15 protein-coding genes are annotated in these 15,100 nt (G+C 66.7%); 8 read left to right on the forward strand and 7 right to left on the reverse strand.

The window, feature by feature from the left end:
- The first annotated feature begins 1 nt into the window (after position 1).
- Genes AWC16_RS23250 through AWC16_RS23285 form a run of 8 tightly spaced genes read left to right on the forward strand, consistent with a single transcriptional unit; the run spans position 2 to position 8,704 of the window.
- Positions 2 to 1,579 carry an MlaD family protein gene (locus AWC16_RS23250; RefSeq protein ID WP_047320375.1) on the forward strand — a complete coding sequence of 526 codons (1,578 nt, stop codon included), beginning with the start codon at positions 2 to 4 and terminating at the stop codon, positions 1,577 to 1,579.
- Positions 1,576 to 2,670: an MlaD family protein gene (locus AWC16_RS23255; RefSeq protein WP_046283295.1), complete on the forward strand. Its 1,095-nt coding sequence runs from the start codon at positions 1,576 to 1,578 to the stop codon at positions 2,668 to 2,670. Before AWC16_RS23250 ends, AWC16_RS23255 begins: the two co-directional genes overlap by 4 nt.
- A complete protein-coding gene (locus AWC16_RS23260; RefSeq protein ID WP_047320374.1) occupies positions 2,663 to 3,706 on the forward strand; it encodes an MCE family protein in 1,044 nt (347 codons plus the stop codon). Before AWC16_RS23255 ends, AWC16_RS23260 begins: the two co-directional genes overlap by 8 nt.
- Positions 3,703 to 4,836 (forward strand): MCE family protein, encoded by a 1,134-nt coding sequence (locus AWC16_RS23265; RefSeq protein ID WP_082108104.1) that lies wholly within the window; start codon positions 3,703 to 3,705, stop codon positions 4,834 to 4,836. Before AWC16_RS23260 ends, AWC16_RS23265 begins: the two co-directional genes overlap by 4 nt.
- A gap of 3 nt (positions 4,837 to 4,839) precedes the next feature.
- Positions 4,840 to 6,078, forward strand: a complete 1,239-nt coding sequence (locus AWC16_RS23270; protein WP_047320373.1) for an MCE family protein — start codon at positions 4,840 to 4,842, stop codon at positions 6,076 to 6,078.
- Complete coding sequence (locus tag AWC16_RS23275; protein ID WP_047320372.1) at positions 6,075 to 7,325, forward strand: MlaD family protein; 1,251 nt, start codon at positions 6,075 to 6,077, stop codon at positions 7,323 to 7,325. The genes AWC16_RS23270 and AWC16_RS23275 overlap by 4 nt, the downstream gene beginning before the upstream one ends.
- Before the next feature lie 19 nt (positions 7,326 to 7,344).
- The gene (locus tag AWC16_RS23280; protein WP_047320371.1) at positions 7,345 to 7,899 is read left to right on the forward strand and encodes a hypothetical protein; all 555 of its coding nucleotides are present in this window, start codon (positions 7,345 to 7,347) and stop codon (positions 7,897 to 7,899) included.
- A gap of 10 nt (positions 7,900 to 7,909) precedes the next feature.
- On the forward strand, positions 7,910 to 8,704 hold the full coding sequence (locus AWC16_RS23285; protein ID WP_047320370.1) for a mannan-binding family protein: 795 nt from the start codon (positions 7,910 to 7,912) through the stop codon (positions 8,702 to 8,704).
- 15 nt (positions 8,705 to 8,719) lie between these two features.
- Here AWC16_RS23285 and AWC16_RS23290 read toward each other — a convergent pair whose 3' ends face one another.
- Genes AWC16_RS23290 through AWC16_RS23320 form a run of 7 tightly spaced genes read right to left on the reverse strand, consistent with a single transcriptional unit; the run spans position 8,720 to position 14,942 of the window.
- Positions 8,720 to 9,388 (reverse strand): YoaK family protein, encoded by a 669-nt coding sequence (locus tag AWC16_RS23290; RefSeq protein ID WP_047320369.1) that lies wholly within the window; start codon positions 9,386 to 9,388, stop codon positions 8,720 to 8,722.
- A 33-nt stretch (positions 9,389 to 9,421) separates the two neighbouring features.
- The gene (locus AWC16_RS23295; RefSeq protein ID WP_052956956.1) at positions 9,422 to 10,132 is read right to left on the reverse strand and encodes a hypothetical protein; all 711 of its coding nucleotides are present in this window, start codon (positions 10,130 to 10,132) and stop codon (positions 9,422 to 9,424) included.
- The gene (locus AWC16_RS23300) at positions 10,066 to 10,614 is read right to left on the reverse strand and encodes a hypothetical protein (protein WP_047320409.1); all 549 of its coding nucleotides are present in this window, start codon (positions 10,612 to 10,614) and stop codon (positions 10,066 to 10,068) included. Before AWC16_RS23300 ends, AWC16_RS23295 begins: the two co-directional genes overlap by 67 nt.
- On the reverse strand, positions 10,611 to 11,567 hold the full coding sequence (locus AWC16_RS23305; RefSeq protein WP_047320367.1) for an RDD family protein: 957 nt from the start codon (positions 11,565 to 11,567) through the stop codon (positions 10,611 to 10,613). The genes AWC16_RS23300 and AWC16_RS23305 overlap by 4 nt, the downstream gene beginning before the upstream one ends.
- Positions 11,564 to 12,217, reverse strand: a complete 654-nt coding sequence (locus tag AWC16_RS23310) for a hypothetical protein (protein WP_047320366.1) — start codon at positions 12,215 to 12,217, stop codon at positions 11,564 to 11,566. The genes AWC16_RS23305 and AWC16_RS23310 overlap by 4 nt, the downstream gene beginning before the upstream one ends.
- A complete protein-coding gene (locus AWC16_RS23315) occupies positions 12,187 to 13,779 on the reverse strand; it encodes an MCE family protein (protein WP_047320365.1) in 1,593 nt (530 codons plus the stop codon). Before AWC16_RS23315 ends, AWC16_RS23310 begins: the two co-directional genes overlap by 31 nt.
- The gene (locus tag AWC16_RS23320) at positions 13,773 to 14,942 is read right to left on the reverse strand and encodes an MCE family protein (RefSeq protein ID WP_230987332.1); all 1,170 of its coding nucleotides are present in this window, start codon (positions 14,940 to 14,942) and stop codon (positions 13,773 to 13,775) included. Before AWC16_RS23320 ends, AWC16_RS23315 begins: the two co-directional genes overlap by 7 nt.
- Between the last annotated feature and the right edge of the window lie 158 nt (positions 14,943 to 15,100).

The following is a 15,100-nucleotide window of genomic DNA, read 5'->3' on the forward strand; positions in this document are numbered from 1 at the left end:
CATGGCCAACTCGCTCGACACCGACGGCCGCGGCCCCTCCGAACAGCAACTGCTGGGCGCGGGGATCGCGGTCCTGCTGGTGATCGCGCTGACCACCGGCGGCCTGTTGGCCAAGTCCACCGGCATGCTCAACTCCTACGTGCGGGTGGTGGCCGACCTGATCAACGTCGGCGACGGGCTGCCGGCCCAGTCCGACGTCAAGTACCATGGCCTGCTAGTCGGTAATGTCACCGACGTGATCCCCGCCGCCTACGGCAAACCCAACTACGTACACATCAACCTCAAGCCCGACTACGCCAAGGACATCCCGCATTCGGTGACCGCCCGCGTGGTGCCGTCCAACGTTTTCGCGGTCTCGTCCATCCAGCTGGTGGACTCCGGAACCGGTGGACCCACCATCCGTACCGGCACCCACATCGCCGAGAACGGCGAACTGTCCACGGTGATCTTCCAGACCACCGTGTCCAAACTGCGCGACATCCTGGCCGCCACCGGTCGCGGGCGCGAAGACCACAGTCTGGGCATCCTGGCCGCCGTCGGCGCGGCCACCGACAATCGGCGCGTCGCGTTGCTCAATGCGGGCGCGCACATGTCCCGGCTGCTCGATCAGCTCAACGGCATCGTCGCCACCGACCCCGGCCCATCGACCGTCTCGGCCTTGCTCGATGCCACCCATGGCCTGCAGTCCACCGCTCCCGACCTCGTCGACGCGCTGCACCAGGCCGTCGAACCGATGCGCGCGTTCGCCCAGAAGCGCGCCGAGTTGGCCTCGTTGGTCGGCGGTGGCCAGCACACCGTGGGTGTGGCCCGGGAAGCCCTGGACAACCACATCGACCAACTGATCCAGATCACCCACGACCTCACGCCCGTTGTTGGCGTGCTGGCCAACAACGCCGACAAGTACGTCCCGATCTTCACCCGGGTCAATCGGCTCTCCGAGAAATTCTTCGACCACTTCTACGACCCCGACCTCGTCTCCAAGAACACGCGGTTCAACCTGTCGTTCACCCCGATGCACACTTACACCCGCGCGGACTGCCCGCAGTACGGCGAGCTGAAGGGGCCGAGCTGCTTCACCGCGCCGATGATCGAGGTGCGTTCCGAGCTGCCTGAGAACATGCTGCCGCAGAACTACCACTTCCCGGCCGGCCTGGAACCGCCGGCGGGCACCGAGATCGGCCCGGATGGGAACCTCCGTGCCGTCGGACCGCCCCTGGTCAACCCGAATCGCAGCCTGGAGGGCACCAACCCGCCGCTGCCGTGGTGGACCGGCCCGGCCCCCCGGATTCCCAGCACCGGCGACCCGCTCGACCTCGGCCCGCCGCCTCCGCCCGAGCCGCCAATCCCGTCACTGCCGCATGCACCGGAGTGGCAGCCGGCCTCCCCGATGGCGCCCGCGGCCCCCGCGGCCTTCGGCGGCAACGTGGGTCCGGTCGGCAGCCAGGCCGAACGCAACCAGCTGGGCCTGATCACCGGCCAGCGTGAGCCGGCATCTGTGGCGGCGCAGCTGCTGCTCGGCCCGGTCGCCCGCGGTAACGCGGTCTCGTTCGTACCCGCCGACACGGGAGGCCACAAATGAGATTCCGCGGCCCGCTGATCGGACTGTCCATCTTCATGGTCGTCTCGATGGTGCTGACCTGGCTGGTCTATGCCACGCTGCGCCGCGACGTCTCTGGTGCGACGACGCCGTATGCGGCCGTGTTCACCGATGTGTACGGCCTGCGCGAAGGCGACGACGTCCGGATGGCCGGGGTCCGGGTGGGCCGGGTCGACGAGGTGGCATTGGAAGGGAAGTTAGCGAAGGTCTCGTTCATCGTCCAAAGCAACCAGAAGCTGTATGCCAACACCGTCGCGTCGGTGACCTACCAGAACATTATCGGGCAGCGTTATCTCGGGCTGTCGCTGGGCAAAGACGGCGAGTACACCGGGGGGGACGAACGAGTGCTGCCCCGCGGCGGCGTGATCGGGGTGGACCACACCGAACCGTCCTTCGACGTCGGCGCGCTGCTCAACGGCTTCAAACCGTTGATGTCGCTGCTGGATCCCAAGCAGGCCGACGATCTGACCCGGGGTGTGCTGGAGTCGCTGCAAGGCGACCAGGCGTCTATCACCGCACTGGTGGATCAGTCGTCGACGCTCACCGCGACGCTGGCCGGGCGCGACGAGGTGCTCGGCGACCTCATCACCAGCCTGAACCGGCTTACCGGCACCATCGCCGGGCAGAACGATCAGTTGGACCACGCGCTGACGCAGGCCCGGCGAGCGGTCGCCGACCTAGACTCGCGTCGCCCGGCATTGCAGTCCTCGGTCGGCTCCCTGGCCCAGGTGACCCGGCAGCTGTCGACGATCGCCGACGAGGTCTTCCCCTCCCTGGATGAGATGATCAACCGGGAACCCGGGTTCTCCAAGCACATGGCCGGAATCGAGCCGCAGCTGGCTTTCACCGGCGACAACCTGCCACTGCTGCTCAAAGGCCTGGGTCGGGTACTCGGGGACGGCGCCTACGGCTCCACGTATGTCTGCGACCTGAACATCACCGGGTTCTTTCCCGGCCTCAACGACATCACCACGATCATCGTCAACGCCGCCACGCCCGGCAACGCCACGCCCATCACCATGAAGAACCTGGCCTGGCACACCCCGAGATGCAGGAACACCGTCAATGGATAATCAGTCGCTCCGCAGGTGGCGCTCCCGGACACTGGAGTCCTACAACACCACCTGGCTGGGGTTCGCGGCATTGGCGGTTGTCGCGGTCGTCGTCGCCGCGGCGCTGCTGGTCAAGCTGGCCGGCTTCGGCTACACCCGCTACACCGCGGAGTTCGCCCAGGCCGCGGCGCTGGCGCCGGGCAATCCCATCGTGATCGCGGGCATCGAGGTGGGCCGGGTAACGAGCATGCGGCTCGCCGGCGATCACGTCGAGGCCGGTTTTACCGTGCGCAACAACATTCCGCTGGGCAAAGACACCGGGGCCAAAATCCAGGTGATGACGATCCTCGGGTCGCGCTACCTGCGACTGGAACCCGACGGCCCGGGTTCGCTGCCCGACAAACGGATCCCGCTCGCCCACACCGAGGTGCCCTATTCGCTGGAGTCGCTGCTAGAGGACGCCACCACCACATTCGACCAGGTCGACTCCGACCAGTTCGGCCAGTCCCTGGCCGTGCTCGGCCAACAGCTGAGCGGGCTGCCCCCGGTGGTTCCACAGGCGATGGCCAATCTGCACACGCTGTCGAAGATCACCGCCGACCGGCGTGATCAGCTCGGCACCCTGCTCGCCAGCACCCAGCGGGTGGCCAACACCTTGCACAACCAGCAGACGAACCTGGGCAACCTGGTCGATCAGGGCCAGGATTTCCTCGGGGAACTGGTAGCGCGACAGCACACCTTCCACGCCATGCTGGCTGCGCTGACCAGTCTGGTGGGTCAACTGAACAACATCGTGGTCAGCGACCGGACGATGCTCGACGACATGCTGGCCAACCTGCGTGCGCTATCCGACATGCTCGGCCAGCATGACGACCTGCTGCGCAGCCTGCTGCAGGCCGCACCGCCGCCATTGCGGGGTCTGACCAATGCCACCGGCTACGGACCGGCTTTCGAAACCTACCTAGTTAACGGGATGGCGATCGACTCGTGGATGTGCGCGATCAGTGGCCGCGCCAAGCAGTTCGGCATGATCGAGTACTTCAAGGACTGCAAATGAGCGCCCCGCCGACCGCCACCCGCAGCCGCCGCCGTGTCGCCGCGCTGGTGAGTGCGCTGACCGCAGGAGTACTGCTCGTCACTGCCGTGGCCGCCTACTACCTCAACCCGTTCGGCGGACACATCACCGTCACCGCCCAATTCGGCAGCGCCGCAGGCCTCTACGAGGACAATGTGGTTGCGGTGCTCGGAATGCCGGTGGGCAAGGTCACCAAGATCACCCCGAAGGGCGGGTACGTCGAGGCCGAGTTCACCGTCGACCGCAACGTAAAGATCCCAGCCAACGTGCACGCGGTGACCATCAACACCTCGATCCTCACCGCTCGGCAAGTCGAACTGACGCCAGCCTATACCGGCGGTCCGGTGTTGGCCGACCACACCACTATCGGGCTGAACCGCACCCGGACACCAGTGGCATTCGATCGTGTGCTTGACATGCTCGACAGGGTTTCGAAGTCGCTCAGCGGCGACGGCAACGGCAACGGGCCGGTAGCCGACGTGATCAACGCCGCCGCCGACATCGCCGGCGGCAACGGCGCGAAGATCAAGTCGGCCCTGAGCGAATTGTCTCGGGCGTTGCGACTGAGCTCCGACCGCGGCGAGGCGACCGGTGATCAGTTGACCTCGATCATCGTCAATCTTAGCTCGCTGATGGACGCGGCGGCCCGCAATGACGCGAGGCTGCGTCAATTCGGTTCCACCACCCGCCAATTGAGTCAGATGCTCGCCGACGAGGACTTCGGGGCGGGACGCACTGGGCGTAAGTTCAACGAGATCATCACGCAGGCGACCGCCCTGCTGCAAGCCAACCGTGACAACCTCAAGCAGAGCATCCTCAACGGCGACACTGCCGTAACCACCCTCGTGGATAAGCAGCGCGACCTGGCGGAGCTAATAGACCTGCTACCGCTGGCGCTGGACAACATCTACAACGCCGTCGACACCAACAACGGGGCGATCCGGGCTCACACCCTGGTCGACAAGAGCCTGGTCGACAGTCAAAGCACCAAGGAGCTGTGCAACATGATGCATTTGCGGCAATTAGGCTGCGGCACCGGAACCTTGGCGGATTACGGCCCGGACTTCGGGCTGACGTACGTCCTCGACGGACTCTCGATGATGGGGCAGTAGGCGATGGCATTGCGACGGAAACGAACGCCCAGGGCGACGCTGGCGCTGCTGTGCAACGCGGTCATCACTGCTGGCTGCACCACCAGTGGGCTGGACAGTCTGCCGTTGCCAGCTCCCGGCATCGGCAGCGGCGGCTATCTCATCACCGCGGTGTTCGCCAACGCGCTGAATCTGCCCGGGCACGCCAAGGTGAAGCTCTCCGGCGCCGATGTCGGCCAGCTGGAGTCGATAGTCGCCCGTAACTACACTGCAGTCACCACGCTGCGCATCATGGACGGTGTCCGGATTCCGTTGGGCAGCACGGCTGAATTGCGGTCGGCGACCCCGCTCGGTGACGTCTTCGTGGCGGTCAAACCGCCGACTCAGGTCGACCCGTCGACGCCGCTGCTCAAGGGTGGCGACATCATCGGGCTGGAGTTCACCGCGTCGGCTGCTACGGTAGAATCGGTGCTGAGTTCGGCGGCGCTTCTGGTCAACGGTGGGGCTGTGCAGAACTTCACCAATATCGTCAACGGCGCCGGCAAGGCGACCGGCGATCAGGGCCAGGCGTTCGGCAGGCTGATCAACCAGTCCAATGAGCTGCTGACAAAACTCAACGCCCGCTCCGGTGAGATCGAGACCGCGCTGCGTGAGACCAGCCGGCTTGCCGACCGGCTTGATGCCCGCAGCGCGGCGCTCACCGATGTGCTCGACGCGGCGGGTCCGGCCACCGACACGCTGGTGGACAACACCGGTCGGCTGGCCGATCTCGTCGAGCAACTCGGCGCGACCAGCCAGCAGCTGGCCCGGTTCCCGTCGATTGCCGGGACCGACGCTTCCGGGCACAGCTTCATCAAGGACGCCAACGTGCTCGCTGGCGCATGGAACGACGTGGCTATCGACCCCGACACCAGTCTGGCCGCGCTGAACCGGTTGCAGGCGCCGATCATCAAGATGACAGCTGGGTCGGCGGTTTCGTTACGGGCAGGTTTTGACAGGCTGGTGTGGGGGTCGATGCCTGACGCCGGCTTCAAAGGAGACCCAGCATTTCACGGCCCGAAGCGCTACGACTGGGCGAAGCTGGCCGGCTCCATCAAGTACGCGCTGTGGCGACTACAGGAGCGCGTGGTGGGGCGCGGCCCGGACTCCGATATGGGGCTGGCGCCGTGGACCGCGGTCGGCCCGCCGATACCTCCCACCCCGGCGGAGGGCGATGTAGCAGCAGCGGAGCTCGGCCCGCCGGGACCAGGGCCGACACCATGATCGAGGCACTCAGCCGGCGCATCGTCGGCTTGGTCCGCGCCGGCGACCGGCGAAAGAACCTGCTGTCAGGGCTCGCGTTGGCGATGACCCTGGTGGTCGCGACCGGCTACCTGCTGGTGGGGGCGCTGCGGGTGAACCCGGCCCGCTCGACCTACCAGATCACGATCGCGCTGCCGGATTCCGGTGGGCTGCTGGCCAACCAGGACGTGTCGGTTCGCGGCGTTCCGGTGGGCCGGATCGAGTCGCTGCGGGTCAGCGGTACCGGTGTCGATGCGGTCGCCAACATCTCCTCGACGGTGAAGATTCCGGCGGCCAGCACGGTGCGCGTGTCGGGCCTGTCAGCCGCCGGTGAGCAGTACATCGACTTCGAGCCCCCGTCGGAGACCGGACCGTTCCTGTCCGCCGGCAGCGTCGTCTCGCGGGACCGCGCCACAACCCCGATCCCGATGTCGCAGTTGCTCGCCGACGCCAACGGCATGCTGGCGCAAACCGATCCGCGCAAGCTCGACCTGATCAAAAAGGAGCTCAGCCTGTCCGACGAGGGTCCGCAGAAGCTGACCGACATCGTCAACGGCGGCACCTTTTTGCTGTCCACCCTGGATTCGGTGCTGCCGGAGACGGTGAGCCTGCTGAAGTCGAGCCGGGTGGCGCTCACCATGCTCAGCGATGTCAACAACGGGGTGGCCGTGACGACCGAGAACCTCGACAAGGTGCTCACGGGCATCAACCGGATGATCGGCGGCTACCATCGATTGGTCGACCAGGCGCCCGGGATGCTGTCGGCGGTCGACGGACTCTTCGATGACAATTCCGACACCATGGTCGGGTTGCTGGGCAACCTGACCACCGCGGCTCAGCTGCTCTATGTCCGGACTCCGGCGCTCAATGCGTTGTTCCCCGCCTACCGCGGTTCGACGCTGGAGGCGCTCGGTACGGCCTTCCACGACAACGGGTTGTGGTTCACCGCCGACCTCTATCCTCGCTACACCTGCGATTACGGGACCCCGCGGCGGCCCCCTTCTGCGGCGGACTACCCGGAGCCGTTCCTGTACGGCTACTGCCGTGACACCGACCAGTCCGTGCTGGTGCGCGGCGCCCACAATGCGCCACGCCCACCCGGCGATGACACCGCGGGACCGCCGCCCGGTGCAGACCTGGCGGCGACCACCGACCCGACACCCAAGGGCCGCTATACGATTCCCACCCCCTACGGCGGTCCGCCCCTGCTGATCGAGCCGCCTCGTTGATGCTCAAGGAGATGCCGCGGTGAGCACCGCCGACGAACCGACCGCCGAGACCGCCCCCGAGGACGTGGAAGAGACAGCCGCGCCGCCGGTGCGCAGGCGTCGGGTCCCGTGGCGGATGGCGCTCGTCGCGGCCGCCTATCTGGCAGTGTTCGGGTTGGTCATCGGGCTCGGCTGGCAGTTGTGGCAACAGCATCGGGTCTCGAGCGCGGAAGCCGCCGGACGACAGGCAGCGGTGGACTACGCCCAGGTGTTGACCAGCATCGACTCTGACAAGGTCGACGACGACTTCGACGCGGTCCTCAACGGTGCAACCGGGGAGTTCAAAGACACCTACACCAAAGCCAGCGTCAACCTGCGGCAGCTGCTGATCGACAACAAGGCCAGGGCACAGGGCACGGTGGTCGAGTCGGCCGTGCAGTCAGGTTCCAAGGACACCGTTGTGGTGCTGGTGATGGTCAACCAGACCATCACCAACACCATGCGGCCCGACCCGCGAGTGGACCGCGCCCGGATGAAGATGACGATGCAGAAGGTCGACGGCCGGTGGCTGGCGAGCAAAGTCGAATTGCCTTAGGAGGCATGCTATGTGGGCGACCCGGCTAGTGACGGGCATGCTCGCCGCGACACTTGCGGTGGCCACGGTGTCCGGGGCACCGGTCGCCGGCGCTTCGGCGCCGTCGTTCTGCAGCGGGCTGGGCGGCAACTGGGACGGGCAGTACTGCACTACCGATGTGCACTCGGAGCGGCTGGCCACCCGCTATATCCGGATGGCGGTGCCCGGGGACCTGGTCGACCACCCGATCGCCGGACCCCCGATCCGCGACTACCTGTCGAAGTTGTTCACCAACTGGCGCACCAAAGGCGCCTCCATGGTGGCCGACAGCTGGGGAAACGAGAACTACGAGATCTTCCAGCACGGCAATGCATTGACCGCGGTCTTCCACGAGGACTACCACTCCGACGGTCCCTACATCAACAACGCCTACCGGACTTTCACGTTCGACATGGGGGCCGGTGGCCGGCAACTGCAATTGGCTGACATCACCAAACCCGGGATCGACCCGTTGGCGACGATCCCGCAACTGGGCGAGCCCTACATCACCGAGGCGCTGGACCGGGCATTCTGGGAACACCGCCCGGGAGACTATCCCTTTGTCCCGGAGCGCTTTACACCCGACAAGGTCTTCTCCGGCGGCTACCGGTCTTGGGCTCTCACCCCCGACGAGCTGATTCTGTACATGCCCGACTACCCGGTCAGCCACGACAGCCCGATTCAGTACAACCAGATGCAGTGGTACATGGACGGTGGCAACGTGCAGGCGCACATCCCGCTGTCGGCGCTCAGCTCGATCCTGCGCCCGGAGTACGGCGGGTCCTGAGCGCGCTCGGGCCTATCAGCCGTAGCGGAACAACGCCAAGCTCGCCGCGACCACGACCCCGGCCATGGCGATGACCGGCGCCACCACAACGTGGGTCAACGTTGCGCCGACAATGGCGCCGAGGATCATCACGAAAACGACGCCGTAGCGCAGCTTTCCGCGGTCGCCGGTCCCACCGGCCAGCCGGCTGTCCACCCCGATACCGACGATCGTCGAGGTCAGCACCGTGGTGTAGAGCTCCTGGATACCGAACTGACGGGCAGTCGAATTCTGCACACCGAACGCGACCGCGAGGCCGGCGATCAAGAGCAGCTTGCTGTTGCTGTAGTAGCCCAACACACCCATTCCAGCCAGCGCCGCCAGCGCCAGCAGCAACACCGCCTCCAAACCGAGCGCAACCGTCAGCCAGCGCCGGCGGCTGTGTTCACCGAAGATCCGGAACAGCCGTCCCCCGATGACCGCGCCCATCAGGAATCCGCCGACCGCCACGATCGCGGCGGTCAGATCGAAGCCGGTGCCGGGGACGAACAGGAACCCCAGGAAGATCGCATTGCCGGTCATGTTCGCGACGAACACCCGCCCCAGCACCAGCACGCTGATCGCGTCCACGAGGCCGGTGGCGAACGTCAACAACAGCAAGGCCACCACCGTGCGCCGTCGTGACAACGGCGACGCGATCGGCATGCTCCCCCCCGTTACCCTCGACCCGGCCCGCGCTCAGCCCTGCAGACGCGGGGTGAGGTCCAGCGAGGTGATGGTCGGCATCCTGGTGACCACCCAGCGGTTCTGGTCACGCTTCATGAAGAGCCGGTAGGTCAGGTACTTGATCTGCGGGATCGATTTGCTCAGTTCACTGGTCGCCGTGGTGTTGGTGTAGACGATCACCGTGGCCTCGGGCCCGTCCAGAGTCTCGACGGCCGCACCGACGATCTCGGTGGTGTCGGTGACCCTCGCCTGCTTGTTGCTGTCTGCGATGGCGTCGATGAATTTCCGATACTGGGCTTCCAGGTCGCCGCTGAGATACACCGAGGCGCGGTCCGGAAGGGAATCCATGTTGTCCGGCGTGTAGTTCCACAGCGTGTGGATCGCCCTGGCCGCGGTCCGGGCGATGTCGAGCTTGGTGGCTACCTCGGCCCGGTCGATGAGATACGGCTGTGCTGCCGCGCCCGCGAATGCGGCGGCGCCGACGAAGGCCGCGGCTGAGACCGCAACCGCAAGCCGCACACCGAATTTGCGCCGGACCGGGCGCTTGTCCGCCGCCGTCTCGGCCTCGACCGCCTCGGCCTCGGCCGTCTCCTCGACCGTCTCCTGGGCCTCCGCTTCGGCTTCCAGATCTACGTCGGCGGCGTCGGGCTCTTCGGTCACAGCACCTGGTTCAGATTGCTGATCTTCCACTGGTCCCCTTCCTTCTGCGCTGTCGCCAACCATCGGGTTGCCACCTTGACATCGTGTTTGCCGTCGGACGACTTGCCGCTGTTCTCAACAGCCACCAGCATGCTGACGCTGCCTTCGTCGTTCCACCGTTCGACACCGGCCGCGGTCACCGTTCCCGTGGTCGGCTCACTGCGCGCCACCGCGATCAGGATCTGATTGGCCTTCTCCTGATACTGCTGGGCGAAATCCCCGGTGGCATGGTCCATGACATTGGCCAGATAGTCGTTGGCATGGAACGGATCCGGCGAGGTGAACATCGTCATGAACGATTCCACCGCGGCCAGCGCCTCGACGTCCCGCAAGGCTGCTCGCCGGTGTTGCTCGTGGGTCACCAGCGTCACCGCGCTGACCGCGACGGCAGCGGCGGCCACCACCAGCGAACTCGCGATCACCATCGGCAGCCGCCGGCGCCGGGGCACCGCCCGGTCGACGAAGAGCGGCTGATCGTCGGTGTCGACGCGGCGGCGCGGACTCATCGCTCCCCCTCGGCCGGCAGCGGCTTACTGACGACGGCGAGATCATCGACGCGCCAGGTTCCCGCGGCCTCGGCGAACGCCACCCGGACGGTGGCGCTGATCAGACGTTCCTTGCCGGCTGTTCCACGCTGGCCCTGCAGGAACAGCAGCATCGTGGCACGGTGCGGGGCGGCGTCGAGTACCGCCGCATCGGTGACCCGATAGAAGTTCGGAACCGGCTTGGCATTGCGGATCGCGTCCTGCTGCGGAACCAGCTGCTCGCGATACTTGTCGGTGGCCAGCGACTGCGCGCGGTCGAAGTCGCCCTGCAAGGTCTCGGGATCGTAGGACAGCATGTCCGCGACGATCTTCGGGCCCTGCCGGGCGATCTGGGCTCGGGCCAGATCCGACTTGTGGTCACGCTGGTAGACCACCGCGTAGGCCGTGGCGGCACCGACGAGGCTCAGGGCGGCCGCGGCCACGAACACCGCCATGGTCACGACCCGGATGTTCGCCGGGGGCTGTCGTGGGTCGGCCGGGCGGACCTCGGTCCGGGCCACGAGGTCGGCAAAAGTACGCCCGCGGCGGTCCCGCAAAGGCCAGATCCAGCCGAGCAGAGCCGGCACGGTGTCGAGCAGGTGCGCCGCCTCGCGCAGCAACAACCGGGCCGCACCGACGGCCGGAGCCGACCCTTCGCCGCCCCGCACCACTTCGATTCCGGTGAACGCGCGGCCCAGGCTCCAGCCCTTGATCGCCGGCAACAGGATCCGGTTGACCTCGGTGGCCAAGAACGCCAAGGCGCCGGTGATGGTCGCGAGCCACCACCAGGGTCCCCCGAACGGGAAGCACAGGGCGGCCATGCCCATCGTCACCATCACTGCCGAACCCGGCAGCAGGTCGATCGCCAGCGCCGTCGCGCGGGCGCGCCACCGGGCCGGTTCGATGCGCGGCGCGTCGGCCAGCGGGTCGGTCACCTGGCCACCTGGTCGAGCTTCGCGATTCGGTACTGCCCGTCCTCCCGGACCATCCGGGCCCGCAGCCGGTAACCGACCTCTTTGCCCTGAGTCTCGATGTTGTCGATCTTGACCCGGAAAGCCACCAGGGCGTCGACCGAACCGTCGGGGTTGTTCCGCTCCACCGCGGCGCCCATCTCGGTGAGTTCGGCGTGGACCTTCGCCGCCTGGTAGGCGTGCACGAACATCTCCGCGTACAGGGCGACCTGGGTGCGGAACTCGCCGGTCGTGCAGTTCAGGATCTTCTGCTGCGCCAGGGCGATGTCCCGCCCATCTGGCGCCTGAGTGGCCACCACGCACTCCTTGGCCGCGGCGATCGCTTCGGCATTGTCGCGGGCCAGCGCCTGGCTCGCCACGTGGTCGCGCAGGCCGACAAAGCCGGCTGCCACCAACCCGGCGGCCAACAGCAGCAACAGCACACAGATCCCCACCTGCTGGCGACGGCCAAGACGCGACGGCGCCGATTCGGCGTCTACTGCCACCGAGTCGGCCGACTCCTGCGAGTCCACCGGCACCGCGTCCTCAGTGCCCTCAGTGCCCAAGGCCGAGGTATCTGCGGTCTGCTGGTCCTCGTCCGTGCTCACCGGAACGGTGCCAGCATCCCCTTCCATCCGTCGTCTCCTATGTTCATCGAGTTCTCGACGGAGTATTCGACGCCGTCTGGCCCCACCGCTTGGCCGCTCTGCGGATTGTAGATCGCGGCTGGTCCCCCACCGGGGGTGTAGATGCAGGGGTTCGGTTGTTGCCCGTTGCACTGCACGCTACCGGTCCCCGGCCGTGACAGCGGGTCGTTCACCGGCGGCGGCGACGGCGGCACCATGTCCGCCGGCAGGGGGTTGAGGCCGGTGTTCACCGACGGCGCCGGAATCACGTGGCCGGGCTCGACCGGCTGGTCACAGCGCGCGCCCAACGCCGGGCAGTTCCGGATCTGGTTCGGATCGCCGTACCAGGGGTTGGTGCCCAGCGGGACGTACGGTTTGTCGCTGCGGCACTCCTTGGGTGTCGCTGCGCGTTTGCCCGGTACGTCCACACACGGGATGTTGCGGACCCCGCGAACGCTGTTGGCCGGCGTGTCCTGCGGAATCCGGCAGGAGACGTCCGGTAGTTCGGCGGGGCTGGTGTCGGCGAACGCCCGCCATTGGGATGCCGGGACGAAGCCGGTCAGACACGGCGGCGGCGTGTTGAGGCTCAGGCCCGGAACCGGCACCGGAAAGATGGGGCCGGGGACGGCACCGAGGGCAACGCCCATCGAGCCCCGGCCCGGGTTGGTGGCAGTCACGGTCTGGATGATGGAGCCGGCCTGCGGCAGGAAGACCAGTACCTGCTCGGTGTTCCGGTTGTAGCGCTTGGCCATCTCGGTCAGGATCGACGCGTTCGCCATCAGCTGGGGCAGCGTGTCCTTGGTGTCGTTGAACACCGTGTGCACCTGGTCGATCAGCGGCGGTAGATCCGACACGATGTGCTTGACCGTGTCTTCTCGGCTGGCCGCCTGGCCGGCGAGAACGTTCAGGTTGCGCGCCCATTGGTGGATGGCGTCGCCGGAGTCGACCTGGCTCTCGATGATCGGTGCCGACTTCTCCACGATGTCGTCGACATCGGCGAGGTTCGTCTTGAAGTCACCGACGATGGCCTGGGTGGCGTCCACGAGCCGCTGCAGCGACGGTCCCAGGCCCCCGACGGCGGTGGCCGTCTCGTCGAGCAGGGCCGCGATCTTGCCGGCCGGCAGCGCGGCGAGTCCGCGGTTGGCGGTGTCCAGCGCCGGCCCGATCGCCGACGGGACCGTGCTCTTGGTGATGGTCTGGCCCGGCTTGAGGTACTGGCCCGGATTACCGGTCGACACCAGATCCAGGTACTGCTCACCGATCGCCGACACCGAATGCACGTTGGCACCGGCGTCGACGGGGATCTTGTATTTGCTGGCGATCTGGAAGGTGGCCTGCGCCCCGGTCTCGGTCGGTTCCACACTGGTGACCCGGCCGATGATGGTGCCGCGGTAGGTGACGTTCGCGGTCTTGTACAGGCCGCCCGCCTCGGGCAGGTCCGCCTTCAGCGAGTACTGGCCCAGGCCCGCCAAGGTCGGCAACCGCAGGTAGTAAACGCCCAACACCAGCAGCGCCACCGCGGTCAGGACGCTGAAGATCGCCAGTTGACGCTTGATCTGAGGTTTCAGCAATTCCGGTCAGCCCTTTCCACATACGGACCGCCGGGTGCGGTTGCCGGGTTCGGCGTGTACCGAACATCCGGGACCATCTTCTCCGGGTCGTGGCCAAAGGACTGCTCCAGTGCCCGCAGCATTCCGGAGAACCCGGTACCGGTCAGGATCGCGTTGTCGATGGACGCGTAGGTGAGGTCCACCATCAGCGAGGTGTTGATGAAGTCACCGCGGACCGCCTTAAAGGCACCGTCGACGTGGTAAGGCGCGGTGATCATCACCTGCAGCAGGTCGGGCAGATACGGCGACGCCTTACGGAGTTCCCGCGCCGGGCACTGGAACGAGGTGAGCACCTTGTGCAGGTCGGACCGCGCGGGCGCGATCTGGGTGTTGACCTGGGTGCCCATCGCGCCCAGTGCCTCGACGGCGTTGATGAAGATCCCCTGCTGCGCGTTGAAGTACTTGAACAGCGGCGGGAAGTCGGTCAAGGCCTTCTCGAGGGTGTCGTTGTGGGCACCGAAGTAGCTCAGCAACCGATTGCTGGAGTCGATCGCCCGGGTGATGTCCTCACGCTGGTCGTTGAGGTTGCCGATGAAGGTGTCCAGCTTGGTCAGGAAGGCGTGGATCTGGTCGGCGCGCCCGTTGGACAGCGCGGCGAACTCGGTGGTGATGGTGTCCAGGTCCGACAACCCGCCGCGCTGCAGCAGCAGGGCAATACCGGCCAGCGTCCGTTCGATCGTCGGGTACGACGTCGAATTGCTCAGTCCGATGGTGTCACCGTTTCTGAGTTCGCCCTCCGGGTTGTCCGGGGACTTCAGTTCGATATGCTGCGAACCCAACAGGCTGGTCTGACCGATCTTCGCCGTGGCGTTGCGTGGCAGGTGAACATCCTTGTTCAGCTTTAGCTTCAGCGTGGCGACCCAGTTCTTCAGCTCGATCCGCTCGACCGCGCCCACGAACACATCGGCGACCAGGACCCGGCTGTTGCCGTTGAGCGCCAAGGTGTCGGGCACCTGGACGTAGACCGTGTAGGCACCGGCGCCACTGCCCGGACCGCCCGGCAACGACACGTTGGCGATACCGCGCCAGCTGCTGCACGACGTCAACGTCAGCGCGGCCATCAGCAGCACGAGCGCCTGCCAGCCGCGCCGGCCGACCGTGTTCATCGCTGTCCTCCGTCTCATCAGCCGTCACCTCGCGGCGCCATCGGTGCCACCGGCCCCGGAATCACGTTCGGGCCCGGCGAAGGCGGCGCGATCGGACCCACCCCGGGAGGCTGGCCGATGAACGGCAGCGGGCCGGGCGATTCGTCATAGGAGTTGGGCGGGCCGGGGCCGTTCAT

The sequence above is a fragment of the Mycolicibacter longobardus genome (assembly GCF_002102265.1).
Classification (GTDB): domain Bacteria; phylum Actinomycetota; class Actinomycetes; order Mycobacteriales; family Mycobacteriaceae; genus Mycobacterium; species Mycobacterium longobardum.

Bases quoted from the DNA above. Each gene is read 5' to 3' on its own strand.
- AWC16_RS23250 (WP_047320375.1), top strand. From the start codon at position 2: ATGGCCAACTCGCTCGACACCGACGGCCGCGGCCCCTCCGAACAGCAA.
- AWC16_RS23255 (WP_046283295.1), top strand. From the start codon at position 1,576: ATGAGATTCCGCGGCCCGCTGATCGGACTGTCCATCTTCATGGTCGTC.
- AWC16_RS23260 (WP_047320374.1), top strand. From the start codon at position 2,663: ATGGATAATCAGTCGCTCCGCAGGTGGCGCTCCCGGACACTGGAGTCC.
- AWC16_RS23265 (WP_082108104.1), top strand. From the start codon at position 3,703: ATGAGCGCCCCGCCGACCGCCACCCGCAGCCGCCGCCGTGTCGCCGCG.
- AWC16_RS23270 (WP_047320373.1), top strand. From the start codon at position 4,840: ATGGCATTGCGACGGAAACGAACGCCCAGGGCGACGCTGGCGCTGCTG.
- AWC16_RS23275 (WP_047320372.1), top strand. From the start codon at position 6,075: ATGATCGAGGCACTCAGCCGGCGCATCGTCGGCTTGGTCCGCGCCGGC.
- AWC16_RS23285 (WP_047320370.1), top strand. From the start codon at position 7,910: ATGTGGGCGACCCGGCTAGTGACGGGCATGCTCGCCGCGACACTTGCG.
- AWC16_RS23290 (WP_047320369.1), bottom strand. From the start codon at position 9,388: ATGCCGATCGCGTCGCCGTTGTCACGACGGCGCACGGTGGTGGCCTTG.
- AWC16_RS23295 (WP_052956956.1), bottom strand. From the start codon at position 10,132: ATGGTTGGCGACAGCGCAGAAGGAAGGGGACCAGTGGAAGATCAGCAA.
- AWC16_RS23300 (WP_047320409.1), bottom strand. From the start codon at position 10,614: ATGAGTCCGCGCCGCCGCGTCGACACCGACGATCAGCCGCTCTTCGTC.
- AWC16_RS23310 (WP_047320366.1), bottom strand. From the start codon at position 12,217: ATGGAAGGGGATGCTGGCACCGTTCCGGTGAGCACGGACGAGGACCAG.
- AWC16_RS23320 (WP_230987332.1), bottom strand. From the start codon at position 14,942: ATGAGACGGAGGACAGCGATGAACACGGTCGGCCGGCGCGGCTGGCAG.